This is a genomic window from Virgibacillus natechei (assembly GCF_026013645.1).
In the GTDB taxonomy this organism is placed as follows: domain Bacteria; phylum Bacillota; class Bacilli; order Bacillales; family Amphibacillaceae; genus Virgibacillus_L; species Virgibacillus_L natechei.
The window spans coordinates 1956643-1983044 of the sequence record NZ_CP110224.1; the positions used below are offsets into that span (position 1 = coordinate 1956643).

General features: G+C 35.1%; 26 protein-coding genes, 1 pseudogene and 1 riboswitch. Of the genes and pseudogenes, 1 reads left to right on the forward strand and 26 read right to left on the reverse strand.

Annotated elements, in window-relative coordinates; translation table 11 throughout:
- Positions 1 to 11: 11 nt before the first annotated feature.
- From OLD84_RS10230 to sleB, 12 genes and pseudogenes are all read right to left on the reverse strand, one after another.
- Positions 12 to 209: a DUF2768 family protein gene (locus OLD84_RS10230; RefSeq protein WP_209462807.1), complete on the reverse strand. Its 198-nt coding sequence runs from the start codon at positions 207 to 209 to the stop codon at positions 12 to 14.
- A gap of 289 nt (positions 210 to 498) precedes the next feature.
- Positions 499 to 759 (reverse strand): stage VI sporulation protein F, encoded by a 261-nt coding sequence (locus OLD84_RS10235; RefSeq protein ID WP_209462808.1) that lies wholly within the window; start codon positions 757 to 759, stop codon positions 499 to 501.
- A gap of 59 nt (positions 760 to 818) precedes the next feature.
- Positions 819 to 1856: an NAD(P)H-dependent glycerol-3-phosphate dehydrogenase gene (locus OLD84_RS10240; RefSeq protein ID WP_209462809.1), complete on the reverse strand. Its 1038-nt coding sequence runs from the start codon at positions 1854 to 1856 to the stop codon at positions 819 to 821.
- Positions 1857 to 1873: 17 nt separating this feature from the next.
- Positions 1874 to 3184, reverse strand: a complete 1311-nt coding sequence (der, locus tag OLD84_RS10245; protein ID WP_209462810.1) for a ribosome biogenesis GTPase Der — start codon at positions 3182 to 3184, stop codon at positions 1874 to 1876.
- A gap of 144 nt (positions 3185 to 3328) precedes the next feature.
- Positions 3329 to 3618: pseudogene (locus OLD84_RS10250) on the reverse strand (YIEGIA domain-containing protein); the annotation flags it as partial.
- Positions 3611 to 4213: a YphA family membrane protein gene (locus OLD84_RS10255; RefSeq protein WP_209462811.1), complete on the reverse strand. Its 603-nt coding sequence runs from the start codon at positions 4211 to 4213 to the stop codon at positions 3611 to 3613. The pseudogene OLD84_RS10250 and the gene OLD84_RS10255, both read right to left, overlap by 8 nt.
- A gap of 97 nt (positions 4214 to 4310) precedes the next feature.
- On the reverse strand, positions 4311 to 5441 hold the full coding sequence (gene rpsA / locus OLD84_RS10260) for a 30S ribosomal protein S1 (protein WP_209462812.1): 1131 nt from the start codon (positions 5439 to 5441) through the stop codon (positions 4311 to 4313).
- A 133-nt stretch (positions 5442 to 5574) separates the two neighbouring features.
- The gene (locus tag OLD84_RS10265) at positions 5575 to 6180 is read right to left on the reverse strand and encodes a lysophospholipid acyltransferase family protein (RefSeq protein WP_209462813.1); all 606 of its coding nucleotides are present in this window, start codon (positions 6178 to 6180) and stop codon (positions 5575 to 5577) included.
- Between the two features lie 252 nt (positions 6181 to 6432).
- A complete protein-coding gene (gene cmk, locus OLD84_RS10270; RefSeq protein WP_209462814.1) occupies positions 6433 to 7113 on the reverse strand; it encodes a (d)CMP kinase in 681 nt (226 codons plus the stop codon).
- A gap of 164 nt (positions 7114 to 7277) precedes the next feature.
- Entirely contained in the window at positions 7278 to 7937 is a 660-nt protein-coding gene (locus OLD84_RS10275) for a flagellar brake protein (RefSeq protein ID WP_209462815.1), read from the reverse strand.
- A gap of 78 nt (positions 7938 to 8015) precedes the next feature.
- Positions 8016 to 9365, reverse strand: a complete 1350-nt coding sequence (ypeB, locus tag OLD84_RS10280) for a germination protein YpeB (RefSeq protein WP_209462816.1) — start codon at positions 9363 to 9365, stop codon at positions 8016 to 8018.
- Between the two features lie 15 nt (positions 9366 to 9380).
- Positions 9381 to 10337, reverse strand: coding sequence for a spore cortex-lytic enzyme (sleB, locus tag OLD84_RS10285; protein WP_209462817.1), 957 nt, complete (start codon positions 10335 to 10337; stop codon positions 9381 to 9383).
- A 298-nt stretch (positions 10338 to 10635) separates the two neighbouring features.
- Between sleB and OLD84_RS10290 the strand changes: the two genes are divergently transcribed.
- Positions 10636 to 11598, forward strand: coding sequence for an asparaginase (locus OLD84_RS10290; RefSeq protein ID WP_209462818.1), 963 nt, complete (start codon positions 10636 to 10638; stop codon positions 11596 to 11598).
- A gap of 167 nt (positions 11599 to 11765) precedes the next feature.
- Here the strand turns inward: OLD84_RS10290 and OLD84_RS10295 are convergent, their stop codons facing one another.
- From OLD84_RS10295 to resA, 14 genes are all read right to left on the reverse strand, one after another.
- Positions 11766 to 12743: a YpdA family putative bacillithiol disulfide reductase gene (locus OLD84_RS10295; RefSeq protein ID WP_209462819.1), complete on the reverse strand. Its 978-nt coding sequence runs from the start codon at positions 12741 to 12743 to the stop codon at positions 11766 to 11768.
- A gap of 99 nt (positions 12744 to 12842) precedes the next feature.
- Complete coding sequence (locus OLD84_RS10300; protein ID WP_209462820.1) at positions 12843 to 14123, reverse strand: Glu/Leu/Phe/Val family dehydrogenase; 1281 nt, start codon at positions 14121 to 14123, stop codon at positions 12843 to 12845.
- A gap of 173 nt (positions 14124 to 14296) precedes the next feature.
- Positions 14297 to 14881, reverse strand: coding sequence for a genetic competence negative regulator (locus tag OLD84_RS10305; RefSeq protein ID WP_209462821.1), 585 nt, complete (start codon positions 14879 to 14881; stop codon positions 14297 to 14299).
- Between the two features lie 376 nt (positions 14882 to 15257).
- Entirely contained in the window at positions 15258 to 15575 is a 318-nt protein-coding gene (locus OLD84_RS10310) for a hypothetical protein (protein ID WP_209462822.1), read from the reverse strand.
- A gap of 13 nt (positions 15576 to 15588) precedes the next feature.
- Positions 15589 to 16155: a CPBP family intramembrane glutamic endopeptidase gene (locus tag OLD84_RS10315; protein WP_209462823.1), complete on the reverse strand. Its 567-nt coding sequence runs from the start codon at positions 16153 to 16155 to the stop codon at positions 15589 to 15591.
- On the reverse strand, positions 16155 to 17687 hold the full coding sequence (locus OLD84_RS10320; RefSeq protein ID WP_209462824.1) for a RecQ family ATP-dependent DNA helicase: 1533 nt from the start codon (positions 17685 to 17687) through the stop codon (positions 16155 to 16157). Before OLD84_RS10320 ends, OLD84_RS10315 begins: the two co-directional genes overlap by 1 nt.
- 13 nt (positions 17688 to 17700) lie before the next feature.
- Entirely contained in the window at positions 17701 to 18753 is a 1053-nt protein-coding gene (locus OLD84_RS10325; RefSeq protein WP_209462825.1) for a YpbB family protein, read from the reverse strand.
- A 134-nt stretch (positions 18754 to 18887) separates the two neighbouring features.
- A complete protein-coding gene (locus OLD84_RS10330) occupies positions 18888 to 19403 on the reverse strand; it encodes an ECF transporter S component (protein WP_209462826.1) in 516 nt (171 codons plus the stop codon).
- A gap of 4 nt (positions 19404 to 19407) precedes the next feature.
- On the reverse strand, positions 19408 to 19830 hold the full coding sequence (locus OLD84_RS10335) for a DUF4430 domain-containing protein (RefSeq protein WP_209462827.1): 423 nt from the start codon (positions 19828 to 19830) through the stop codon (positions 19408 to 19410).
- A gap of 166 nt (positions 19831 to 19996) precedes the next feature.
- Positions 19997 to 20179, reverse strand: a riboswitch (cobalamin riboswitch).
- Between the two features lie 53 nt (positions 20180 to 20232).
- Positions 20233 to 22002 (reverse strand): ATP-binding protein, encoded by a 1770-nt coding sequence (locus tag OLD84_RS10340; RefSeq protein WP_209462828.1) that lies wholly within the window; start codon positions 22000 to 22002, stop codon positions 20233 to 20235.
- A complete protein-coding gene (locus tag OLD84_RS10345) occupies positions 22002 to 22724 on the reverse strand; it encodes a response regulator transcription factor (protein ID WP_209462829.1) in 723 nt (240 codons plus the stop codon). The genes OLD84_RS10340 and OLD84_RS10345 overlap by 1 nt, the downstream gene beginning before the upstream one ends.
- 144 nt (positions 22725 to 22868) lie before the next feature.
- Positions 22869 to 24068 (reverse strand): c-type cytochrome biogenesis protein CcsB, encoded by a 1200-nt coding sequence (ccsB, locus tag OLD84_RS10350; protein WP_209462830.1) that lies wholly within the window; start codon positions 24066 to 24068, stop codon positions 22869 to 22871.
- A gap of 21 nt (positions 24069 to 24089) precedes the next feature.
- Positions 24090 to 25736, reverse strand: coding sequence for a cytochrome c biogenesis protein ResB (resB, locus tag OLD84_RS10355; RefSeq protein ID WP_209462831.1), 1647 nt, complete (start codon positions 25734 to 25736; stop codon positions 24090 to 24092).
- 74 nt (positions 25737 to 25810) lie between these two features.
- Positions 25811 to 26386 (reverse strand): thiol-disulfide oxidoreductase ResA, encoded by a 576-nt coding sequence (gene resA / locus OLD84_RS10360; RefSeq protein ID WP_209462832.1) that lies wholly within the window; start codon positions 26384 to 26386, stop codon positions 25811 to 25813.
- Positions 26387 to 26402: the final 16 nt, after the last annotated feature.

Below are 26402 nucleotides of genomic sequence, written 5' to 3' on the forward strand. Positions count from 1 at the left end.
TCCTTGTAGGCCTAACTTGCTGGCCCGCTAAAAACAATATAAAAAATAATTAAAGCACCTAATAGTAAAAATAAGTAAGCAAGAAGTGAAACAATTCCTGCTAACCAGCCCTTTAGTTTATATCTGCTAAACAAAATAAGGCCAACGGCTAAAACTAAAAAGATAATGCCTACAAATGATATGTACATTTTAAGCATTCCTAATGACATTTAATTCACTCCTAAAATCCAAATAAGTTTCACTTTCCATGAGGTATTATAACATACCGCTCATAATCTAAGTATCAAAACCTTTTATTCAAAATATTATGTATCTGGCTATCCGATATTTTCCTGAAAGGAGTGGTTTTGTGTAAAAAAAATAAAATCCGAGATGAAGGGGGCTATCCTCATCCCGGTCTGACTAAATAATGTCCACAGCAACTCTATCCATGAATGCTTGTGCGATTTATTTTATGCAAGTATACGCCTTAATGTATCCTCACTTGCCCAAGTACAGTTATTTATTAAATAATTGATTTAAAGATTCTGTATCCATTGGCATATTATTTTTAATAATAGACTCTACAATTTTATCCTCTTTTCCCTTTGATAACGGTTTATCAGCTAATTTTGATAATTGCCGAACCAATCTTCTCACTGTTTTTTCATCGGAAAAATCCGCATTTTTTACAGAGTCAGCCACTTTATATACATCGTTGGGATTAATGTTTGCATTTTGTTGTATTTTGTCGAACAAACCTTTTTGAAAATTATTCACAAACTCTCCTCCTTGCTAACTTATTTCAACATATTATATGCAAGAAAGGTGATTCCGTGTTATTGTGAATAACGTTCCGTTAATAATTGCGCTAGGTCGTCCATTTCCTCTCGCTTATTTCTATTCATTAGTTGTTCTACAACCTCTTTTGGCTCTAATTCATCAAATAATATTTGGTGAATTCCTGTAGTTATTGGCATTTCTACATCTTGATCTGCAGCAAATTGATGGGCTGCTTTAACGGTTCTTACACCTTCTACAACCATCCCCATTTGTTCCAGTACATCGTCTAATTTATACCCTTTACCTAATAAGTTCCCGGCACGCCAATTACGACTATGTTCACTCGTACATGTGACAATTAAATCTCCAACCCCAGGTAATCCCAGAAAACTAAGTGGATTGGCTCCAAGAGAAGTTCCCAAGCGTGCTATCTCAGCTAAACCTCTTGTTATGAGAGCAGCCTTTGCATTATCTCCATAGCCAAGCCCATCCGATATACCAGCACCTAGGGCAATTATATTCTTTAATGCACCACCTAATTCTATACCTAAAATATCTGGACTGGTGTAAACGCGGAAAGATTCATTAATAAATAAATCTTGAGCAAAATCCGCATTTTTAATATTCATAGAAGAAACCGTTACCGTAGTTGGTTGTCTTAATGCAACCTCTTCCGCATGACTAGGACCAGATAAAACAACAATGTCTTCAGCCTTATAACCATCCAATTCCTCACTGATCAGTTGAGAAACTCTTTTCAATGTAACTGGTTCAATTCCTTTAGCGGCATGGATAATTGTAACGTCATCTTTACGTATTTCATTAAGTTGTCTGCATACATCGCGTATAGCCTTTGTAGGAACAACAATAATAATTGCGTCGACATCATTAATTGCTTCTTCTAGGTTATAAAATGCTTGTATGTGTTCAGGTAACATTACATCTAAGTACTTTTCATTTTTGTGCGTTTCATTAATAGTATTCACTTGATCTTGGCGATGAGACCAAAGGCGAACTTCGTTTGAATTGTCCGCTAAAACAATACTTAATGCTGTCCCCCAACTTCCCGCCCCCAATACTGCGACCTTTTTCATATGTCACCACTCCCTTCTTATTGCCTTTGTCGAGCGAATATTTTAATTGGTGTACCAACAAATCCAAATGCATCTCTTATCTTATTCTCTAAAAATCTTCTATAAGAAAAATGCATAAGTTCCGGATCATTTACAAACACAACGAAACTTGGTGGTTTGACAGCAACTTGTGTTGCATACAGTACTTTCAAACGCTTCCCTTTAAGTGTAGGGGTTGGATTCATTGCTAATGCATCCATTATAACATCATTTAGAACATTAGTAGGTACTCGTTTGGCATGATTCTCACTAGCAATTTTTATAGAAGGAATTAGTGTATGTAATCTTTTCTTTGTTTTTGCAGATAAAAAAACAATTGGAGCATAATCCAGAAACTGAAATTGATTACGTATTTTTGTTTCAAATTCTTTCATTGCTTTTTCACTCGATTTGATGGTATCCCATTTATTCACAACAATTACAATTGACCGCCCAGCATCATGTGCATAACCAGCGATCTTTTTGTCTTGTTCTATTATTCCTGTTTCAGCATCAATTAAAACCAAGACGACATCTGACCGTTCAATCGCTTTTAATGCCCGAAGTACACTGTACTTTTCTGTTGTTTCATAGACCTTTCCGCGTTTTCGCATTCCCGCAGTATCTATAATAACAAAATCTTGATTATCTTTTTGTAAATGTGTGTCAGTGGCTTCTCGTGTTGTACCTTCTATCTCACTTACGATAACTCGTTCTTCATTTACAATTGAATTAACCAAGGACGATTTCCCGACATTTGGTCTTCCGATTAAACTGAAGTAAACGGTATCTTCGTTTATTTCCTCATTATTCTTTTCGGGAAAATGCTTGACTACCTCGTCTAATAAATCACCTAAACCAAGACCATGTGACCCAGAAATGGGAAATGGTTCGCCGAAACCAAGCGAATAATATTCATATATATTTTCGCGCATTTCTGGATTATCAATTTTGTTAACACCGAGTACTATCGGTTTATTTGATTTATATAACAGTTTCGTTACTTCTTCATCAGCTCCTGTTATTCCTTCTCTTCCATCTGTCAAAAAGATAATAACATCGGCTTCATCAATGGCGACTTCGGCTTGGTGACGCATTTGTACAAGTAGTGGTTCGTCACCGACCTCAATTCCACCTGTATCAATAACGTTAAACTCTTGCGTTAACCATTCTGCTTGAGCATATATCCTATCTCTTGTTACACCGGGAACATCTTCTACAATTGATATTCTTTCCCCAACTAGTCTATTAAAGATAGTTGACTTACCGACATTAGGTCTTCCTACAATAGCTACAACAGATTTCCTCATGAAAGGAACATCCTTTCTCTACGCATTCTATTTATTTCTAATAACCTCATTCATTTTAGCAAATGTGGTTGATATTAACAATGAATTTTAGTGCTTTACAATTATAAAAGCTCTTTACTGAGTGCATGAGCTATCCCGTCTCTTCCCACGGGAAACTAATTCAAACCCATCTACTTCTGTAAGCGTTTTTCTTTCCATATTACGAACTTCTCTAAATTGTGTTGCAGCAACTGTTAGAAAAGTAACTGCTGTAAATTCCATTTCCATAATTGCAGGAATTGCTATTGCACCAAGAGAAGCTGCTATGAATCCAAGTGACAAATGAATTATTTTACCATTCAAGGGTATTGTCTATAATCTGTACGTAACATCATAATTCTTGTAATCGTACCGAGCATAACACCAAATAGGATCAGAATCATATATTCATTCATTTTGCCACCTCATCGATTGTTTATTATTATTGAGAACTGAGCTTAATTTGTATTTTCCTTTATGTAATCCATTTACAAATACGATTATCACCAAAAGAAATAATACATTATCAAAAAATTGCATTTCACCTATAGATACATTAAAACCGTAGCTTGACAACATAAGTCCATGAACTATCTCTCCGCATGATAGGCCTAATAAACAAATACCTAACTGGCTATACAGCCCCTTTGCGAGTAATATCACCACCAACCCTAGAATGAATGAAATTAGAATAACCCTAGGTAGAATAATCAATATTGGTGAGCTTATTTCCCATAAAAGAATTGCAGCATAACCAATCATTATTGTAAATGAAGCGGATAAATGATAGATCAAATGCGGGGATTGCAGGAGTAAAAGAATAGATCCAGTGAGCATTAGTAACAATGCTATAGAAACAGGATAACTACCGATCACAACATAGATATCGGAACTGAGAATGGATAGTAATATCCAGCAAGCTAAAATAGTTCTGTTTTTACTTTTTTCCATAAAAAATGTAACGACAATCCATAAAATCCAACTAAACCAATAAAATAAAAGGCCACTCATTACAGCATCACTTCCCATTAGCATTATAGCTGCAATGAAAGAATTCTATACAAAAAAAGACTCTTTCCAATAAGGAAAGAGTCTAAGCGTTTATTATTTACTTGTATTTATTCAGCTTGTCTCCGATGAAGTCACCGATTTGAAAGCCAGATTGATCTTCTGATTTCTCATATTGCTTATAATCTTTTTCTTCTTGCTCCTGTTCCAATTCTTTAATACTGAGAGAGATACGCTCTTCTGTTTCACTTATGTCTAATACTTTGACCTGTATTTGTTGACCAACATCCAGTACTTCTTGTGGGGTTCCAATATGACGATTTGCAATTTGTGAAATATGAACTAACCCTTCTACTCCTGGTTTTACTTCAACAAATGCTCCAAAGTTAACGAGTCGTTTAACCGTTCCTTCTAACGTATCTCCTCTTGATACACGGTCCTCTATATTAGCCCAAGGACCTTGCAATGTTTTCTTGTGTGATAATGAAATACGTTCATTATCAAGATCTACTGATAACACTTCAACTTTTATTTCGTCCCCTTCAGAGACAATTTCTGATGCGCTCTCCACATGTTCATGAGCTAATTGGGAGATATGAACGAGTCCATCAACGCCACCAATATCAACAAAAACACCAAAGTTTGTAAGTCGCTGAACGGTACCATTCAGTACTTGCCCTTCTTCTAGAGATTCCAATAAGCTTCTTTTTCTTGCAAGGCTTTCTTCTTCAATTACAGCTCGATGAGACAGTATAATTCGATTCTGATCTTTATTTAAATCCTTAATTTTTACACGTAATGTTGTATTTATATAATCAGAAAAATCATCAACAAAATGTGTCTCAACTAATGATGCTGGAATAAACCCGCGGATTCCTACATCCACAACCAGACCACCTTTGACAACTTCTTTTACTTCTGTTTCAAATATTTCATCATTATTAAATTTTTCCTCTAAATCAATCCAAGCCTCATCTGCTTCTATTGCTCTTTTAGAAACAATTACTTCATCGTCATCTATTTTTTTCACTTTTAATGAAAGTGAGTCTCCCTCTTTTACTACATCACTTGTTAACTCAACATGAAGACTTGATAATTCACTAATCGGGAGTATGCCTTCTGTCTTATACCCAATATCTACAAGAACTTGCTTTTCTTCTACTTTTACAACTTTTCCTGTTAACGTATCTCCTACATTTACCTCGACTAGTTCATCGTTAATTTCACTCATATCCATAGCCCTCCTAATATACAGTTCGAAACATCATATCGTTTTAATGACGAGTGCTCATATTCTTCAATATAAAAAGTAAAGAAGTTGCGTCATTTTAAAATCTCTTATTTATAACTTCTAACAATTACAATTATTTGTCAAGTAAAGCAGTTTTTGACGCGTGATTTTCTTTTATTATCTTTATCTCAGACATAATGGCTTCCGCGGCTTCTTTTGCAGAAGCTTTAGAAGCTCGATAATATTCAATATCCATAGGCTGTCCATAGATGACAGTTAACCTTTTCCCAACTTTATATGGGCCAATAATAGCACATGGAACAATAATCGCATTTGACCGCAAGGCAAAAAAGCCAGCTCCAGCTAAAGGTTCTCCAAGTTCACCCGTTTTACTTCTGGTACCCTCAGGGAATAGTCCCAGTGTTTCATTATTGCCTAGTATACCAAGGCCTTTTCTTAAAGCATTACGATCACTCAGCCCTCGCTTAACCGGAAATGCATGAACCCATAATAGTAGTTTACCTAAGAAACGCTTTTCAAATAACTCGCCTTTTGCCATAAAGTAAATATCTCTTGGTGAAGTAATTCCAACTACTGGTGGATCCATGTTTGAAATGTGATTCGAACAAATGATAACGGGACCTTCCTTGGGTATGTTTTCTTTACCTATAACTTTAATTCGAAATAACGGATAGAAAATAATTGCTATTAGAGTTTTTCCTATTTTATAAAGACTCATATCATAACCCCTTTACAGAACTTATTAATGCTAAAGGAGAATAACAACGACGAATTCGGCTAAAGTGGCAGGTCCCCATCTATAATGCCGACACTAGCACGTCCAGTGCGTCAAAGGCAGTGTAGGTCCTAGTAGCGGACTTGTATAGAAAGTTATGACCTTCTATCTTGGTTATTGACGGTGTAGTGCTTAGTCGAAGATCCCCTTTCGATCATTTTTACCAAAAGTTTAAACATACTTTATTTCGTTAATTTAATCATGAATTATTTTATAAACCTCCGCTAGTATGCGCTGGGCTACTTGGTTAATTGAAAGTGACGTCGTATCTATTTCAGATGCATCACTTGCTTTAATTAATGGTGAAGCTTCACGCTTAGAATCGATAAGATCTCTTTGTTCAATTTCTTGTTTTAATTCCTCCATATCGGAGTAATATCCTTTTTTAGAGTTTTCTTCATATCTTCGTTTTGCCCGTTCCTCGACTGTTGCGATTAAAAATATTTTAACTTCAGCATTAGGAAGCACGTGCGTTCCTATGTCCCGACCATCCATTACAACACCAAGATTTGTTGCAAAAGATTGTTGCCTCTTAACCATTTCTTCTCGTATAATTGGATGTTTCGCCACATAAGATACGTGGTTTGTAACTTTCTGCGAACGAATCTCTGCTGTGACATCCATATCATCCACTATTATAATTTGTCCTGCCTCACTTTGTTTTAACTTTATGTCTGTACGTTCTAGCAAGGAAATTAAAGAATTTTCATCATCCAATTGAATATTTTCTTCTATAGCTTTTAATGTTAGTGCACGATACATTGCTCCTGTATCAATATAAATATAAGAAAGGCTTTCTGCCACTATTTTTGCAACGGTACTTTTCCCAGCTGCAGCTGGGCCATCGATTGCAATTGCAATTGCGTTATTCTTCATTTCTAAACTTCTTCCTCTCGCCAATAAAAATTATGTTTGTTTAACTAGATGAAAAAACCTGAACAGCCAAGCTCATAGTGAACATGGTTATGTAAATAATAACACATCTATAAAAAGGTGGTCTATCTGTTCATTGTCGACTTTCTAAAAATAAGATGTGATCATTAATACTGCAGTTCTTTTTTTCTTAACTCCCGTTGTTTTTCAAAACAGTAACGTATCAAACCTTGTTGAGCTTGCTTTGTAATGGAAATAAACTTTAAAGAAGCCTTTGATAGTGATTCATTTACTGGCTTTATGAGGACGATTTCAGCTTTTGCAAAAATATATTTATAGTCTCCTGTTTGGCTTATTAAGATTATACAAACGTCCATATGTTGATCAGTATTTAAAGTTATATGCTTAGGGATAGTAAACGATAATCCTCCACCACTTATGTCAGATGTCACGGATGTAAATGGTGAAAATTTATTATCTAAACTATGAACTGCAATGTCAACAATTGTTTCAACACGTACAAATTCACGGCGTTGAATTCGTTGAATACGACTTTGCTCCGGATATTCAATTACGAGAGCAGGTACAGTTAATGTAGCCTTTGATATAATTTTAGTATGAAAAGAATAAACTCCCATATCCGAACCTAAATATGAAGCAGAACAAGTTGTTCCTATTGAAAAAAAACTTGTTTTCCTTGTTTTCTCGTGAATAGGATAATCAACATATAAATATTGATCATCTTTCTCAATGACTTTACATTGATACTTCTGTATTTTTTCTCCTACTCGCTTAATCTCCAAATTCAGAAACGTCCCTATTTTCATATACTAACCTCCAGTAACAGTAGTATTATTTACTTATTGTCACAGAAAAATCAAAGAAAGGGAAGGCATACGCCCTCCCTAAATATTATTACCGCCATAATTAATTTCTGTTCCATCCAATTTTTCGACTTCTTCTTCTCTTCCATTCATTGCATTAATAAATATTCGATACGTTTCATTACCCATTACACCAAGAAATTCATAGGTTAAAACTTCTTCACCTTCATCATCATCAATAACAGCCAAAAATTCTTCTTGTATTTCTACATGTGGATTGACCATTTCTTTTGCTTCTTCTTCAGAGATCTCTGGCTCAGGTATGTCTCTGTCTGTATGGTTCATAAAGTAATTCCTTGATGTAATTCCTAATATTTCCCCATCATCTAATGCAACCTTAACCTCAATCGCATCTGAGAAAATTCGAACATCATTTTCATTACTCAAGAAGGCGTAGAAACCGACGTTATTATATTCGTTACTCTCAAATATTGTCATATTTTCAAACTCATTTTCCTCTATATAATCCGTCGCTACTTCTAATCCTTCGTTTAAACTCATCTGTTGATCTTCAACTGGTCTGTCTACTAACATTGTAATTGGATGTCCACCTTGAACGGACATATCCATATAAGCACGCTTTTCATCATTTTCATAGGATATACTATACATCGGGATATCCGATCCCTCACCAGTCTGTGTTAGACTTAAATTCTCTTCGTTTTCTACATTAAATTCCTCTTTACTAAAAGCCAATGCTTCTTCCTCAGTGACGTTGTCTCCTTCTAAAAATTTAAACTCATGTTGTTCCTGTGATGAGCTTCCAACTATAGGGGAATCAATATTTGTTTCTGAATACCCATCCATTGAGTTTTCAACTGATTCAAACCCATCAACAATAGTATTATCTTCTTGGTCTTCTTGATTATCCAACGCTACTTGAACATCCATCCAGCGTAAATTATTATCCAAAACAACATGTTGCACTTGCCTAAGCTCATCTTTTATTTCTCCAGATTGTTCATATAAATTCTCTAAGGACTCTGTCTCTTCATCTGTAAGAGGGGCATCTTCTAAATCTCTAACAGCAGTTTGATACATAAAATCACCAATATTAGATAAATATTGTTCTGTTTTGTTAAAGGGTAACACCCCTAATGGAAGTTGACCTACATTAGCTAAGGCTTCAGATGTTAAACGCCATATATCGACTAATTGCGGAGACAGCCTTTGCTCTGAATTCATAGCTAAAGCTGATCCAATTTTGTCATTTAATAGATCAACATGATAAGAAAGTTCGTGAAAAGAACGTTGATACGTATTTTCTGCTTGAATAAGTACATCGTTCTTTTCCTGTTGCTCTTGATAACCCCAAAAACCAGTTCCAGCAATCCCTATAGTAAGTACTGCTATCAAAATCCAGCGAATCATATACCTCACACCTTTCTATTCAGCAAATATGTGTTTTCCAATTTGTTTAATTGTCTGCCTTGAAAAAATCCAATCTGATGTTGCTGTTACAGGATTATAATAGTATTCTGCATTACCTGAAGGGTCCCATCCGTTAACCGCATCTAAAACAGCTTCTCTGGCTCTTTCATTCGGTTCTAACCAAATCTGTCCATCAGCAACAGCCGTAAATGCTCTTGGTTCAAAAATCACTCCTGACACTGTATTAGGAAACGTGTCACTTTCAATCCGATTTAATATAACTGCCGCAACGGCTACTTGTCCTTCATATGGCTCTCCTCTAGCTTCTCCATAAACAGCATTTGCCATCAGTTGTATATCATTTTGTGAAAACCCTTGTGGAACATTTACGGAAGCTGTATCCGTATCTCCAGCTTGCTCATCTTCTGGTTGTCCCTCTTCTGGTTCACCCTCAGACTCTCCTTCGGCTGTTCCTTCTTGTCCACCTTCTCCCTCAGCTTCAGGCTGTGTCCCTTCTGCTTCTCCACCTTCTGGTATTTCTGGTTCTGGTTGTTCCTGTGATTCCTCACCACCAGGAGCTGTCTGGTCTTGAAGATCCATGCTCCCATAATGTGTAAACTTGTTACCTTGTCTTATTTGTTCTTTTACAAAACCTTCATCATAATTACTTGCGTTCTCTAATCTTTCTTTAGTTTGTTCTCCAGCCAACCCATCTACCTTCATTCCAAACTCTTCTTGAAAGTTTCGTAACGCCCAGTACGTGCCCCATCCAAAGGCACCATCAATATCTCCGTGAAAAAAACCTATATACTGCAATCTAGATTGTAATTCAATCACATCATCCCCTACGGCTCCTTGTTGAATCACTTGTGGACTAAAAGCATTTACTGTTTTTGATGAATTAGAAGCTTCAAATCCTATAAACATAAAACATATTATTAACAATAATAGGGACTGCTTCTTATAGGTCATCGTTTTAACCTCCTACTTTTAATTTGTATTATGATTACTATTTTTCAGCTAAATGTCTATTTTATTCATAAATAAATAAATGTGTTAAAATAGATTGTGTATTTCATGCACAATAAACACCTCTACATTTTTAATATAGAGGGCTCAACATGACGACTAATCCACTCTTGTAAAGCGTTACTCCAATATTATTTAATTTACTTCGAAAACGTTTTTAGAGAAGAATTAAACAAAAATAATAGCAATTCTTTATTATTGTTAATTGAAGGAAAGAATAGAAGTTAAAGCAGGTGAAGAAATGAAAAATATTTTGCTCATTCATACAGGTGGCACCATTTCTATGTTGGAAAATAAGGAAACTGGTGAAATTAGCACTACAACCAAACATCCTTTAACAGATTTATCCATTCATTTTCAAGCATTTGCAAATATAGATGAAATTATTGAATTCGAACTCCCGTCACCACATATCACTCCACAGCATATGTTAAGGTTGGCCAACAAAATTAAAGAAGTGATCTCTCTTTATGATGGTGTCGTTGTGACACATGGGACAGATACATTAGAAGAAACAGCCTATTTTCTAGAACTAGTTCTTGAGACAGATAAACCGGTTATTGTCACTGGAGCGATGCGATCAAGCAATGAAATTGGGTCAGATGCATTATACAATTTAATTAGCTCATTACGAGTGGCTGTTGATGATGAAGCGACTAATAAAGGCGTCTTAGTCGTAATGAACGACGAAATACACACAGCCACCAATGTAACAAAGACTTCGACCAGTAATGTAGCAACATTTCAAAGCCCACAATATGGCCCAATTGGAATTATTACAAGGGAACACATCATTTTTTATCATGCACTACCTGTTAAACAAAAGAAAACTGTTAATCAAATATCCAAAAATGTTTTCTTGCTAAAAGCCTTTGCTGGTATGGATGAAAATATTTTACAGGCTATTTATCAAGCAAGACCGGATGGGATTGTAATCGAGGGGTTGGGTCAAGGTAATCTTCCAGAAAGAACCATACCAACACTTCAAAATATGTTAAACGATAAAATTCCTGTAATTCTGGTATCGAGATGTTATCAAGGAATTGTTCAGCCAACGTATGGCTATAATGGTGGAGGCAAACAATTAAAAGAAATGGGCGTCATTCTCGCTAATGGGTTAACAGGACCTAAGGCAAGAATTAAATTGCTTATCGAACTGGAAATCACAAATGATGTGTTTTTGTTGCAAGACCTGTTTTCATAAATAAAACTTCATTCGGTAGGACGAGCATTTACGCGCAGTCCCAATGATTTTCGATGGGACGAGCATTTACGCGCAGTCCCAGGACGTGCCATATTTAGTCGAACCGCCTGTTAGACTGCGGTTAATATAAAAAATGATAGCAAAGCGCATCTGCTATCATTTTTTAACTATTTGTTTTTCATTATTTCCCTTGCAATCGCTTGTCCGTGAAAACGTCCATTTTCAATGAAAATTTCATTGTTATTATACCCCGCAGCAACGACACCTGCTACAAATATACCAGGGATGTTTGTTTCGAATGTGTCTTGATTATAATGTGGGGTTCCATCATGCTCATTAATCAAGATCCCCGTATCTTTAAGAAATTTTAGATCCGGCCTATATCCAGTCATTGCAAACACAAAATCATTTTCAATACTATATTCTACATCATCAACTGTATAATAAATATAGTTAGTTGTTATTTTTGTAATTTGAGAATTAAAGTTCATTTGAACAATGCCTTTGCTTACTAATGCATCAAATTCCGGGAGAATCCAGGGTTTTATGCTTTTAGAATATTCGCTACCTCGATAAAAAACGCTGACATTTGCTCCTGCTTTATGGAGCTCTAATGTGGTATCAACAGCAGAATTCTTTCCGCCGATAACAGCTATATTCTTATTATAATACGGATGTGCTTCTTTGAAATAATGCATAACTTTATTTTGGTTTTCACCCGGTATGTTCATATAATTAGGTTGATCATAATATCCAGTAGCAATTATTACATGATCCGCATGATACTCATATTTTTCTTCGTTATTCTTTCTTGAGCTAATTACAAAGTGCTTATCCTCCTGTTTTACCTGTAATACCTTTTCATATGTATTTACTCGCAATTGCATTCTCTCGGCAACCGTTCGGTAATAGGCTAAAGCTTGATTTCTAACAGGCTTTTGCTTATCTGTAATAAAAGCAACTTCTCCAATTTCTAATTTTTCACTTGAACTGAAAAATGTTTGATGTGTCGGGAAATTATAAATGGTACTCACGATGCTCTCTTTTTCTATAATTAATGGATTAATACCATGCTTTTGTAATTCAATAGCACAGGACATTCCACAAGGTCCTCCACCTATAACAATAACGCTTTCGTTTTGCAAAAGTTACACTTCCTTTTTCTAAATTAATAACATAAAAAAACCCCTACCTAACTATACCTGATAAGGGTTTTTTCGTCATTTCGTTTGTTTATTAAATATCTAAACCCATCCTCGGAATCTTGACGCTTCTGCCATTTTTCTAACACCAACCATGTATGCTGCCAAGCGCATATCAACACGTCTTGTTTTTGCTGTATTATAGATCTGATTAAATGATTTAATCATGATTTCATGAAGTTTTTTATCAATTTCTTCTTCTGTCCAATAATAACCTTGATTATTCTGTACCCATTCAAAATATGAAACCGTAACACCACCGGAAGATGCCATGACGTCTGGTACTAAAAGTATCTCTCGTTCCGTTAGTATTTTAGTCGCTTCCATCGTTGTAGGTCCATTCGCTGCTTCCACGACAATACTCGCTTTAATATCATGCGCATTATTAACTGTAATCTGATTTTCTACAGCTGCTGGAACTAAAATGTCGCAATCTAATTCCAGTAATTGTTCGTTTGTTATCGTTGTATTAAAAAGCTTTGTTACCGTTCCAAAGCTATCTCTTCTATCTAGTAAATAATCAATATCGAGACCGTCCGGATCATGTAGTGCGCCGTATGCATCGGATATCCCAACAATTTTCGCACCTAAATCGTGTAAAAATTTCGCTAAGAAACTACCTGCATTTCCAAAGCCTTGAACAACAATGCGTGCATCTTTTATATCCATACCTTTTTTCTTAGCAGCTTCATTTATACAAATTGTAACACCTTTTGCAGTTGCAGATTCTCTTCCATGTGAACCTCCAAGCACGATTGGTTTACCTGTGATAAAACCAGGACTGTTGAATTCGTCAATTCGACTATACTCATCCATCATCCAAGCCATAATCTGTGAATTAGTAAATACATCAGGTGCTGGAATATCTTTATTAGGGCCAACAATCTGACTTATTGCACGCACATATCCACGACTTAGACCTTCCAATTCACGAAATGACATTTCTCTCGGATCACAAACAATTCCACCTTTACCTCCACCGTAGGGTAGGTCTACAATACCTGCTTTTAAACTCATCCAAATTGATAATGCTTTAACTTCAGTTTCTGTTACATTGGGATGGAATCTAATTCCACCTTTTGTTGGGCCAACTGCATCATTATGCTGTGCACGATATCCAGTGAATACTTTAATGGATCCATCATCCATACGAACAGGTATTCTTACTGTGATCATACGAATCGGATCTTTTAATAGCTCAAAAACCTCATCAGGGTAACCCAGTTTTTCCAATGCTTCTTTCACAACAGTCCTAGTTGAACTTAAAATATCTGCTTTTTTATTATCTTCTTTGGTAGAATCTACTGCTTTATCGGCTACCATTAACTTACCTCCTAGAATGTCTGTAAATAATTAAAAATAGCTGTACTCAGAGTTTAGTATACACCTTCATAATAAATATGCAATAAAATATGTTTCTTTTTAAGATGCTTTTAAAATATTTGAAATTTGTGGACTTTTAGCTGGTTAAACGACTTGTTTTAACCATTATTCCATCATCTATTAATAAAGACCTGAACGATTTGTTCAACTGCATTCGTTTTATAGATTTCTTTTCCGTATTCCTTTAATCGATAGGAAGTAATAATGCTTGGATTGGAGTGTTCAGACATTATTGCAATAATATCTTCTTTGTCTTTATCTTGAAGGTCATAATCATTCAATAACATATAATAAAGACTATCCATGTAATACACTTGGCCACCATCAATCGACAGTGAGGACAAGTATGTCGCCACTCGTATCACATCCTCAAAATCTTCAAAGGAAAATATCAACTCTTCACTTTCATCTAATGTCACTTTCATTTCAATAAAATCCTCATCCCAACTTATATCCTCAAAATTCTGCGTCACGATAACATGCATTCCTTGTGCTTGCATTAAGTGTACTTGTACAAGCAACATCCCTTCCAGTTCAAATCCCAACTCCGTACTCGCTTCATGCATCATGTCACTAAACAGATTCCGGACACTTGACGCATCATGCCACAAATCATCTCTTGTAAACCCTCTTTCAATTAAGTCATCAAACGTTAAAAATATTGTAAATTGATCATCGGCCACTCGCTCAATACGCATACAGTATCCTCCTATTCACTGTTTTAAAAAACATAAAATATGTTCAGAAATTGGTTAAATATCTTCTGTTTATTTTAGCAACTATAACTTGAAAATGAATGCTTTATACATTGTATGCCTTTTATGTAATTGTTGAACTTATCATTCGTTTTTATTCTGCTTAAATTTTATTATCCCTAACCACTAAAGTGAAATTTCATTAGTAGGGGTTTCACGACGTATAGGATGTACCGTATTTAGTCGACTTGCCCATTAAACTGCGATAAATTAAATAGTATCATACAGTTCTTAATTATCGTACCATGACGTGATAAAATTTTCACTTATTCGTTCACTAATTAAAAATAGCCAGCTCATCAAGACTGACTATGAATAGCTATAAATTAGTTATGAAGTTAATTAATTCTTCACCCCATACATAATATGCACCTATAAATACACTCAGAAGAATAATAAACACAATGATGAAACGTAACAAGGGATTACCTATCCTTAAATGTGTGCGCTTCTTGTTATGACTGTGCACATCTTTCCTTGGAGGTAAATTGAGTATATCTACTTTCTGATTTTCCTCCATAGAGTGAGTTCGCTTATCTGATTGATTAACCTTTTCCCGTCCGCCCTGTTCTACGTCATTTAATAATGATCTTAATTCAGTTGCCTGATCTTCTTGGTTTGATGAATTATGGTTCAATTTAAGTAGTACCTCACTTTCGAAAACGAATTAGTAACCCTAATACAAAGTCCACGGTAAAATGAGCGGTTATCGTTACAAGTAAATTGCCTGTTGTTTCAAACATATATCCAATATAAAAGCTTACGAATAATACAGAGATCAGCAAGACAGGTTTTTTCAAATAACGAAAGTGAATAAGTGCAAATATGAAACTTGCAAATACGTAGCCAAATGTTGTTTGAATAACTCCTCTAAATAGTAATTCTTCTGAAATAGCGACTACTAATGAAAGGATGAATATGTATCCGATAGACTGATTTTTAAAGACACGTTCGTTAATTCCGCCATCATCGTAAAAGCGTTTTGGAAAAATTAGCATAAGAAGAATATCAATAAACACGATGATGAGTCCAGGAATTATTCCATAATAAATAATCTCTTGTATGTCCCAATTCAAGTATAACAGCCATTCACCTATATTTTCGAATAAAAATATACTTAATACGATCGCAAGAACTGCAAATATAAATTGCGACAGTAGTAATTGCTTTTTTAATTCTTCATCTGACATCAACTTGATCATTTCACTTTGTTTCATTATTCTTCTCCAATTAATAATAGGTTTTTCAATTTACTTTCCCATGTACCTTCAGGAATTGCTTTTATATTCTTCTGTTTTGGTTTCCAGTTAGTGAATGAGAACCCACAATTGCTGCAACATTGATATTTCGGTTTATTGTAGGAGGATTGAAAGCTCTTATATAAATGCTTTCTTAGACATTCACTCTCATGTATCCATTGCAGCATTTCTCGTAATTTATTTTCTTTTAGCAATGTTCTTTCAGCCCTATGGTTATTTATCCATTGAAACGCCTGTCTCCAATTTTCTTCGTGAAAAATAATATTATTTCCTTCAATCATACCATGTTTCTCAAATTGATACTGTAAAAACCGCCATTGTGTTTCACTTATTTGAAATAAATTTTCAGCACCATTCTTTGGAAGTTGATCACCAGCTTTATATAGATTTTGTAATTGTTGAAAGACTACTTTTAAATCCTCAAATGATGGAAGTTCTGATTTTATCATATTTTTTGGAAGGTAGATATCTTTCTCCGAAAAAAGCAATAAACTTGCACTTGTCTCTCCATCTCTTCCAGCTCTACCAACTTCCTGAATATAGGACTCTATTTGTAAAGGGAGATGGAAATGAATTACCAAACGAATATTATCTTTATTTATTCCCATTCCAAATGCACTTGTACAACATATAATATCTAATTGATCGTTCATAAATTGCTGTTGTATGGTAATACGGTCACCTTGTTCCATCCCACCATGATAATATGCAATTCTTTTGGAAGCTAGTTTTTCACTAAGAATTTTTGCTGTATCTTCAGTGGCTTGTCTGCTTGAAAAATAAATGAGTGTCGCAACGTTATAATGAGACAGCAAGTTAATTATTGTAGATTGTTTCTCTTTATCATCCATTACCCGTTCTACAGAAAAGCTTATATTGTCTCTGTCCATTGGATGCACATGTTTCGTGATGCTGGGCGTGTTTAACGCAGAAATAATATCTTGTTGAACAGCTGGGGTGGCTGTTGCACTTAAGGCTAATATGGATGGTTTTTTTAAAGTTCTAATAATGCTGTTCAACTTTAAATAATCCGGTCGAAATTCATGTCCCCATTGTGATATGCAATGGGCTTCATCAATAACAAATAAGCTTATATGCAACTGACGCAGACGTCCCAACACTTCTTCTTTTTGTAGGAGTTCAGGAGAAATATAGATTAACTTATATGTATGCAGGTTATCAAATACGAGCTTTCTGTCGGTAGGTGACATAAAACTGTTCAGGGCGACAACTTTTTTGAAATGGAAGGCTTTTAATTCTTTCACCTGATCAATCATTAAAGAAATTAAAGGTGAAACCACAATCGTAACACCATCTAACAGTGTTGCTGGCAGCTGATAACAAATCGATTTACCTGAACCAGTTGGCAGTACACCAAGAACATCTTTTCCTGACATAACATCTTCAATAATTGCTTTTTGCCCTAATCGAAACGATGTATAGTTAAAGTGAGTTTTTAGTTTTTCTTCCAATATATGTCGAGTACTCATTTTATTAATCACCTTACTTCAGAAATTTTTTTGCTTTAGCTAGTACCAAACGAATTTGAAAGTAACTTATTTCTTCATCCACTAATTGCATGATATCTCGCAGTTTATAGGAGTTTGCTTCCGTAACGGCATTTGTGATATCGAGTTGACTTTCTTCGCTTACATAATTAATAATTGAAAAATCAACATCATACAGTGCAATTTCCACAATGTGATCATAAATCGTGTTCGATTTTAAATTCCTAATACGGGAGATCTCATCAATAGAATGCTTTTTTTGTAAAAGATTATAGGTAGTGGCTGCTGAATTTGTTAATAATGTAGTATTCACAAGATCTTTGATAACCAAGCCCAAAATGGGAAAATTATTGTTATTTTCAATTGTTTCAAACATGCGATGAGTTATCGCTACAAGCATTAACTGTACATCATCTGGACTGAACTTATACGTATCAGCTAGTTGTGTAATACTCATACCATAATTTTTAAAGCCAGTTAATCGATCGATAAATAATTCAGCTTCCTGGTCAGATAGATTTTGTAAGAGGATATGTAACTCCTTATATATAACGGGTAATAATTTGGGTTCATGGGGTTTCATTTTTATATAAAATGATTTTACCCAATTTTCAATTGGCAGCTTATCAATTACTGGAATGAACGTGAAATAATTCATTTTACTATTGGTTAATGTTTGTATAAGCAATGTCAATCTATCTAAAAAGATAGTACCAGTATCATGATATTTTAAACCATTATAGTAATTAAATGGTAAATTTGGTTTATGTTTATGAAGCCAATCTTCTCCTGCTATAGTAGGCGTATATATGAGAGTAGTGCTAGTTTTCTGAAGCCTATCATAAGTCATCAATTCCCTTATTATAGCGTTAAATCTTTGCTGACTTAACCGTTTATGTACACCATAAAAGCTTGTAAGATTATATACATGCGCATCTTGAACCGTTTGAATAGATTTTTTCCCATTAAGTAAGTGATAGATGGACGCTCCTGTACGCTCTGTTCCGATTTGTGAACTGCAATATAATATAATTCCTTCTAACAACAAGGACGATCTTCCTCCTAACGAAACGATGACGGCTTAAGAATTGATATAGATTTTTTTGGTACGCCAATGTCATAGGTTTAAGTATTCCATCTAGTGTTACTATAGTATAAAAAAAGAAAAAATACCAACTTCAATTAGTTGGTATTTTGAATAACAAACCGGTTATCTGCATATTTTTTAAAATAATATGAAATAATCGGAAACAGTAAAATTATAAATACTGCATTCCCTATTGCATGGTTTGTATCAAAAGGCAAACCGGCAATATAATATGGCCAAAAATGTCCTGTTATTTGGTAAGTTGTTACGGATACGATAAAACCATATAAATACCCGCTAAATATTGCATATATTACGATAGTCCATATTGGGAGTTTTATTGGGATTTTCCCAATTAGACCACTTAAAAGTCCGATTATAGCCCATGAGACAACTTGCCAGATTGTCCATACACCCATTCCTAATAACATATTAGATAAAAATGTTGTTAGGAATGCTAGCAAAATGGCTGCCATAGGGCCAAGAAACAAACCACAAATAATGATTATTGAAGTAACCGGCTGTACACTCGGTAAGAATGCAAAAACAGACCTACCAACAACAGCAAGTGCTGCAAGCAATGCTAGTAATGTTAATTTATAAGTATTCACACGATCATTCCCAAGCTTGTAAGTCGAATGTAACCTCGTCACCAGGAGTTAATTCAAATTCCTCTGCTCCTACAGACCCCATTTCGCCATTTACAAAGAACATCCAAGATTTTTCCTCGTTTTCTTCTGGGGACACACCTTCAATGGAAATGATAAATCCCCCCTCTTCTTCTACGTCAAAGTTTTCTTTCAATACATCCATTAGAATAGCGTCTTCCTCTATTACAACCTCTTCTTCTGTAATGATTTCTTCTTCATTATCTTGGGAGATTGTCATTGAAGCTAATTCTTCATTTTGTTCCGAATTTTGATTAGCTTCTGCTTCTTCCCCTGTTTCGTTATTGGGATTTTCCTCTTCAGAAGCACAACCAACTAAAAGACCAATAACTACTAATACTGATGCTAAACGTAAAATCCACTTGTTCATTTTTCCCCATCCTTTTTGTTTTATTGTAATTAAGAATAGTTATGCGAATGGAAACTGCTAGAAAGAAAAAGCTAACCCTACTTCTAGAGTTAGCTTTCAGACAAACGAATTATAAATCACTATATTATATGTATTCGGTTGTCCCAATCGCTCATATCCTCGAAGGATTGAAACAAGAATTTTGGCAGGTCTACTGACTTATGATTAAACCTACTTCTAAGCCCTTCCCATATGAATAAGTCATACAGTGGTTTCGCTTATTTCGTAATCATTAACAGTTGCGAGGACAGTTCCAGATTTTCACTGGATTCCCTATTAAGTACAAACACCTAAAATTCAAGAAAACTGTATTCAATTTAATTACTATTAAATAATATCATACTTACATAACGAAAAACAGATTTAGTCGCTATTATTTTGTGGAATCTTAAAAGTAAAACTAGTTCCTTGGTCCATTTTACTGTTAACAGTAATAATTCCTTGATGTATATCAATCATATTTTTCGCAATTGCTAAGCCTAACCCAGTCCCTATTTTCGTTTTATTCCTTGTTCTAGCTTTATCTGCTTTATAAAAACGTTCAAACACAAAAGGTAAATCTTCTTCAGGAATGCCACTTCCGTTATCTTCAACAGTTACATGAAATTCATTTGTTGTAGATTCAATATAAACCTTAACAAATCCATTTTCAGCTGTATATCTTATCGCATTATCAATTAAATTTGTGAATACTTGTTCTAATCTGTCTGGATCTGCTATTATATTCGGTTCAGCTATATTCTTTTTAAATGATAATTCTATTTGATTATCAGTTGCTAACCCATTAAATTTCTTCATAATGCGGTCGACATATGTTTCTACATCAATGGTTTCCAGATTCAGTTGGATATTCCCTGCTTCCATCCGGGCAATATCTAATAACTCATTAACAAGTCGCCCCATACGTAATGATTCCTCATGAATAATTTGTGCAAGTTCATTTTTTTCCTCTTTACTATCAGCTATATCGTCAACTATCGCTTCACTATAGCCTTGAAGCATTGAAATTGGCGTACGTAATTCATGGGATACATTTGCTATAAAATCTTTACGCAACTTATCTGACTGTCTTTCCTCTGTCATATCTCGAATCACAGCAACTGCACCACGAACATACGACTGGTCATATAATGGTGTCATCAGCATCACGTAATTTCTTCCTTGTAAACTTATCTCATGTAATACTTGCGTCTCTCCATCAATTACGTTTTGCAAAACCTGATTCAATTCATGTGGTAACTTTTGATTTTCACCTGTCACCTTTATATTATTTTCAAAATACCAATTCTCAAAGAATTTTTCCGAGGGCGGATTGGTTACAATCATATCACCATTACGATTGAGTGTTACTACGCCATCTGCCATGGAACTTAAGATACTGGAAAGCTGTTCTTTCTCCTGACGTAAGGCGTTTATATGAAATTTAAGTTGTTGCCCCATTCGATTAAATGCTATAGCTAATTCACCAATTTCATCATTTGTTAATTTAGGTACCTTTGTATTAAACTCACCTCTCGTTAAGTCAAAGGCAGCCTCTCGCATTTTGATTAATGGTGACGTAATACGCGTTGATAAGAAGAATGCAAATATAGTAGTTAAGATGATAGCAATTCCAGCAGCTAGAAAGATTATCCTAGTAGTCTCTCCCTTGGTTTGTTCAATAACATCTAGAGACTGATATACAAATACAGCTGCGTCACTTGTTAATATTGGTTCGCCAACAATCATTGTTTCTATATCGCTCGCGGCTAATTCCATCTGTCTTCTTATTTGTTCGTTATTTATTAATACGTCTGTGAATTCCTCTATATTCTTTATCCAATTTGCATCCAATCCAGATAGATTTTCATTGGAACTACTGGAGACCCATATGTCATTCTCACCAAATATAATTGCTATACGACTATCCGGATCCTGTATACGTTCTGTTGTATCAATAATCGTTGATCTATTGGGTTCTTGCTCAACCAACTCAGATACTTTAGTCGCCGTTTGTATCATATCTTTTTCTGCTTCATCAATATGAAAGTTCTCAAAAAACTCCAATAATAAAATTGTCAGTATAAGTAAAACAAACGAAACTAGCAATAATATCGTTATCGCTAGTTTACCTACTACACTACGCCAAAACATTAGTCATCATCTACCTCAAATTTATATCCGACACCCCATACTGTTACAATCATCTTAGCAGCTTTTTCGGAGACCATATTTAATTTCTCCCTTAAGCGCTTCACGTGGGTGTCAACTGTACGTAAATCACCAAAGAACTCATATTGCCATACTTCTTTTAATAATTGTTCACGGTTAAACACCTTATCTGGAGATTCTGCTAGAAAACAAAGTAATTCATATTCTTTTGGTGTTAAAAATACTTCCTCCCCATCGGCATTTACACGGTGTGCGTCATGGTTTATCGTCAGGTGAGGAAAAACAAGAACATTCTTTGCAGCAGTGGTCGTCTCGCTAACAGATGAAGGAGACACTCTTCGTAACAACGCTTTGACACGCAAAACGACTTCCCTAGGACTAAAAGGCTTTACAATATAGTCATCTGCCCCCACTTCAAATCCTTGTACTCGATTTCCTTCTTCACCTTTTGCTGTTAACATAATTACTGGGGTTGTTTTTTCTTTTCTTAATTCTTTGCAGACCTCTATGCCATCCATTTCCGGCATCATAAGATCCAATAATATAACATTATAATTATTATTCAGCGATTTTTCTAAGGCATCAGCACCATTATCCGCTTCCTCTACTTCATATTCTTCTCTTTCCAAATACATTCGAATTAATCGGCGAATTCTTTCTTCATCATCTACCACTAATATTTTACCATTTGTGTCTATACCCATATAAATTCCCCCTATTCGACTTCTGCTACTGTTGAGCTACTTATAAGTATAACAAGACGAGGCATTAATTAGTTACTAATAATGCCTCGTACTATCTTACTATTTTACTTCTTGTCTTTTACTAAGCTCAAACTACGAAAAAACTTATGCATACGAATGTAAACCAGCCAAGACTAAATTAACAACTATTAGGTTAAACATGATTATAGCAAATCCGATCACAGCCAACCATGCGGACTTTTCTCCATGCCATCCCCTTGAAAGTCTCAAATGTAGGAACGCAGCATAGAAGAACCATGTTATTAATGCCCAAACTTCTTTAGGGTCCCATCCCCAGAATCGATCCCAAGCTATTTGTGCCCAAATTGCAGCAAATATTAAACCTCCCAATGTAAATACTGGGAATCCAATCGCTACTGCTCGATAATTAACTTCATCTAGAAGATCCGCTTTTGTATTTTTAAGTTTCGGTTGAATGGCTGCCCCAATTCGTTTTCTTAAAATTAAACGTAGCAAGCCATATATGATGGAACCAGTTATTACGGACCATATTACAGTGTTAAATTGCCGGCCAGCATCTTGACCCTGCATCCAACTAGGTGTTTCAAATAGCGGTTGCATAACATCATCTGTAACTAATTCACCTTCATATGGTGCAGCGATTGCTGGTAAATGGTAATCTGTCGTTACTTCATTGTTTTGTTCTACATATTCAAATGTAGCATTGTAATCCATCAGATTAAACACGGTTGTAATAACAATAAATCCTATGAAGAGAAAGACTGTATACAATACAATCTCGAGCCAAGTCGTCCGTTTACTTGTCGCAGACTGGTCAATTTGTCTAATCAAATAAATCAAACCTGCAACAAAGCTAATTGCTAAAATTCCTTGTGCTAAGGAAACGGTTGATACGTGTATCCACAACCAATGGCTTTGCAAGGAAGGGACTAATGGCGATATTTCAGTTGGGAACATACTTGCATACGCAATCATGATAAGTGCAAAAGGTAATGCAAATAATCCTAATACATTTAGCTTATAAATAAAGTAAATGATTATGAAAGCAAGAACAATACACATTCCCAAAAATGTCATAAATTCAAATAAATTACCTAGCGGAGCATGTCCACCAGCAACCCATCTCGTGATAAAATAGCCAAGTTGAGCAATAAAACCAATAATACTTAATGTAATACCAATATTCCCTGCTATATTTTTTTTGTTTTTTAAATCTGTTGTGCGCTTATCTCTTATCGTAGCACCAAAGAAAAAAGTTGCCACTAAGTAAAGTACAAAAGCAGTATAAAGCAATGTACTACTTATACTCACTAAACTATCCATAAATAATGCCTCCTGTTACATCTATTCATCTTCATCTAATTCTTTTTGATCGTCAACCATCTTAACATTCGTATCTTCTATTATTTTTTCGATGTCCTTTTTGATACCAAACCAGTTTTTATTTGTATGAGCAGCTAATAATAACCCATTATCTTTCGGATGGATCCAAATTCTTCTATGATACCAGTACATTCCCTGAACAACACCGATCATAAAGATCGCTGCACCTAAACCAAAAAACGGTAATGTATAATCACGTCTGACTGTTAATCCACTGACATCATGTGTATCAAAGTTTTCTATTGCAACGTTATATTGGTTTTCTTCAGTTGGATCAATATTGCTACCAATCCCTAAGAAGCTTGTCTCTGTAATATCACTGTCAGGAGGAGATACAAAGAGTACAAACGCAGGATTTCTCGAGTAATTTGTTTCTGATGCAGGCATTCCATCATCATCTAGATAAAAATCGGGATAATATTGTGCCAGTTCTACATGAAATCCATTATCTAAGTCATATTCCATATCAGGCGACGTTAAATCAATTGTAAATTCATCTAATGCTTCTTGACTGGGGTCGTCTGATTCATGAATTTTAAAGGTCATCGTTGAAAATTCATTCAACTGATATCCAGCTTGATATAATGTATATCCATCAAATTTAAGTGGTTGATTCAATCGGATTTCACCTTCTTTGATTGGTTCAAGTTCCGGATCCGTACCCGCTACCGATTGGTCCGCTTGCGAAATAACTACATTCGTTTGATAATTACTTGCAACCATACCTCCTTGTTGCTCTATGGCATCGGCGAATCGTTCGTCCTCTTCATCGTGGGTCTCCATAATAAATTCCTTGTTCTCTACATAGTATTCCCTCTCAGTTCCGGGAATAACAATTTCCTGGCCTTCTCTAACCCAAACGTATTCATCCATATATAATATAGGGGTGAAACGTAATAACGCCGCAAGTAAGATTATAATTAAACCAATGTGGTTAACATATGGACCCCATCTGGAAAACCTGCCTTTTTCAGCCATAATATGTCCATTTTCATCTCTTACTTTATAACGCTGTTTTTTAAGGCTTTCTTTCAGCTTTATAATTTCCTCATCCGTAACTGTTTCTGTTTCACTATATAATCGCTGTCTGTTTAAAAAAGACTCGTGTCGTTTCGCTTTTTGGTTTTTCAATGCTTTATACAGTGGAACAAATCGATCAATACTACAAATTACTAAAGACACACCGATTAATGCAATTAAGGTTATGTACCACCATGAGCTATATAAGTTATGGAAACCTAATTGATAAAATATCAGCCCAAACAGACCATATTGATCTTCATAAAAGATTGTTGGATCACGTGATTCTGCTCCAGCAGGTATGTACATTTCTTGTGGTAAGATAGAGCCTACTACGGAAGCTAGTAAGGTTATAACGATAAGCCACACGCCAACTTTCACCGAAGAAAAGAAACTCCAAATCTTATCTACTATAGATTTGTTATATGTCTGCGACCTGCGTGCACTACCGTCATAACGCATATTTAATAGTTTCTTTCCTTCGTTCCCATCAATATGCTGATTTCCCTCTACAGGTTTACCACAAGCTTCACATAGAACCGTTCCTTCCGGATTAATGTGTCCACATTCACATTTAATTTTCTTCATTTAAAACCCTCACAATATACTTCTTTTTGTCGCATGTAACGAGCAGTAAAACCTCCACTGTTAGGAGTTTCACTTTATAATTCAGGTTGAATATCTTGTAAATGTCCTTCTAATCGTTCCAATGTTAAAGCTCCATTAACTACTTCCTCTATTTCTCCATTCGGATTAATAAAAAATGTGCTTGGAATCGGGCCTACTTTGTATAAATCCATTATCTCGCCGGTTGTATCATGAGGAATTGGAAATGTAAGTCCAAAATCGTCGATAAACCGATCGATAACTAATGTGGTTGCATCTAAACTTACTGCAACTATTTCTACTCCTTTATCTTTATACTCAGGATATAACTCTTCCATATAAGGCATTTCATCTTTACAGGGCTCACACCAAGTTCCCCAAAAATTAAGCATAACACCCTTGCCTTCCAACTCACTTAATTGAATTGTCTCTACTTCATTATTTTCATTCACTTGCTCTAATTCAAAATCAGGTGCTTCATCTCCTGCACTGTATATGGTATTATCTTGTTGGAAGTTAGATACTAAAGCAAAAACTACTGCAACCAATAATACTGCCAAAATAGCCGATCTAAATATTAATCGATTTCTTTTCTTGTTTTTTTTCTTTTTTTTGATTTGGTCTAAACTCATTCAGATCACCCCAACA

What these genes read in the sequence shown, in the direction of transcription:
- OLD84_RS10335 (WP_209462827.1), bottom strand. Translation starts at nt 19,830, where the DNA reads ATGAACAAGTGGATTTTACGTTTAGCATCAGTATTAGTAGTTATTGGT.
- OLD84_RS10255 (WP_209462811.1), bottom strand. Translation starts at nt 4,213, where the DNA reads ATGAGTGGCCTTTTATTTTATTGGTTTAGTTGGATTTTATGGATTGTC.
- OLD84_RS10300 (WP_209462820.1), bottom strand. Translation starts at nt 14,123, where the DNA reads ATGGTAGCCGATAAAGCAGTAGATTCTACCAAAGAAGATAATAAAAAA.
- OLD84_RS10265 (WP_209462813.1), bottom strand. Translation starts at nt 6,180, where the DNA reads ATGAGTCTTTATAAAATAGGAAAAACTCTAATAGCAATTATTTTCTAT.
- cmk (WP_209462814.1), bottom strand. Translation starts at nt 7,113, where the DNA reads ATGAAGAATAACGCAATTGCAATTGCAATCGATGGCCCAGCTGCAGCT.
- OLD84_RS10230 (WP_209462807.1), bottom strand. Translation starts at nt 209, where the DNA reads ATGTCATTAGGAATGCTTAAAATGTACATATCATTTGTAGGCATTATC.
- OLD84_RS10320 (WP_209462824.1), bottom strand. Translation starts at nt 17,687, where the DNA reads ATGAGTACTCGACATATATTGGAAGAAAAACTAAAAACTCACTTTAAC.
- rpsA (WP_209462812.1), bottom strand. Translation starts at nt 5,441, where the DNA reads ATGAGTGAAATTAACGATGAACTAGTCGAGGTAAATGTAGGAGATACG.
- OLD84_RS10345 (WP_209462829.1), bottom strand. Translation starts at nt 22,724, where the DNA reads ATGGGTATAGACACAAATGGTAAAATATTAGTGGTAGATGATGAAGAA.
- OLD84_RS10275 (WP_209462815.1), bottom strand. Translation starts at nt 7,937, where the DNA reads ATGAAAATAGGGACGTTTCTGAATTTGGAGATTAAGCGAGTAGGAGAA.
- OLD84_RS10305 (WP_209462821.1), bottom strand. Translation starts at nt 14,881, where the DNA reads ATGCGTATTGAGCGAGTGGCCGATGATCAATTTACAATATTTTTAACG.
- resB (WP_209462831.1), bottom strand. Translation starts at nt 25,736, where the DNA reads ATGAAGAAAATTAAATGTGAATGTGGACACATTAATCCGGAAGGAACG.
- OLD84_RS10340 (WP_209462828.1), bottom strand. Translation starts at nt 22,002, where the DNA reads ATGTTTTGGCGTAGTGTAGTAGGTAAACTAGCGATAACGATATTATTG.
- OLD84_RS10290 (WP_209462818.1), top strand. Translation starts at nt 10,636, where the DNA reads ATGAAAAATATTTTGCTCATTCATACAGGTGGCACCATTTCTATGTTG.
- der (WP_209462810.1), bottom strand. Translation starts at nt 3,184, where the DNA reads ATGAGGAAATCTGTTGTAGCTATTGTAGGAAGACCTAATGTCGGTAAG.
- OLD84_RS10240 (WP_209462809.1), bottom strand. Translation starts at nt 1,856, where the DNA reads ATGAAAAAGGTCGCAGTATTGGGGGCGGGAAGTTGGGGGACAGCATTA.
- ccsB (WP_209462830.1), bottom strand. Translation starts at nt 24,068, where the DNA reads ATGGATAGTTTAGTGAGTATAAGTAGTACATTGCTTTATACTGCTTTT.
- OLD84_RS10315 (WP_209462823.1), bottom strand. Translation starts at nt 16,155, where the DNA reads ATGAAACAAAGTGAAATGATCAAGTTGATGTCAGATGAAGAATTAAAA.
- sleB (WP_209462817.1), bottom strand. Translation starts at nt 10,337, where the DNA reads ATGACCTATAAGAAGCAGTCCCTATTATTGTTAATAATATGTTTTATG.
- ypeB (WP_209462816.1), bottom strand. Translation starts at nt 9,365, where the DNA reads ATGATTCGCTGGATTTTGATAGCAGTACTTACTATAGGGATTGCTGGA.
- resA (WP_209462832.1), bottom strand. Translation starts at nt 26,386, where the DNA reads ATGAGTTTAGACCAAATCAAAAAAAAGAAAAAAAACAAGAAAAGAAAT.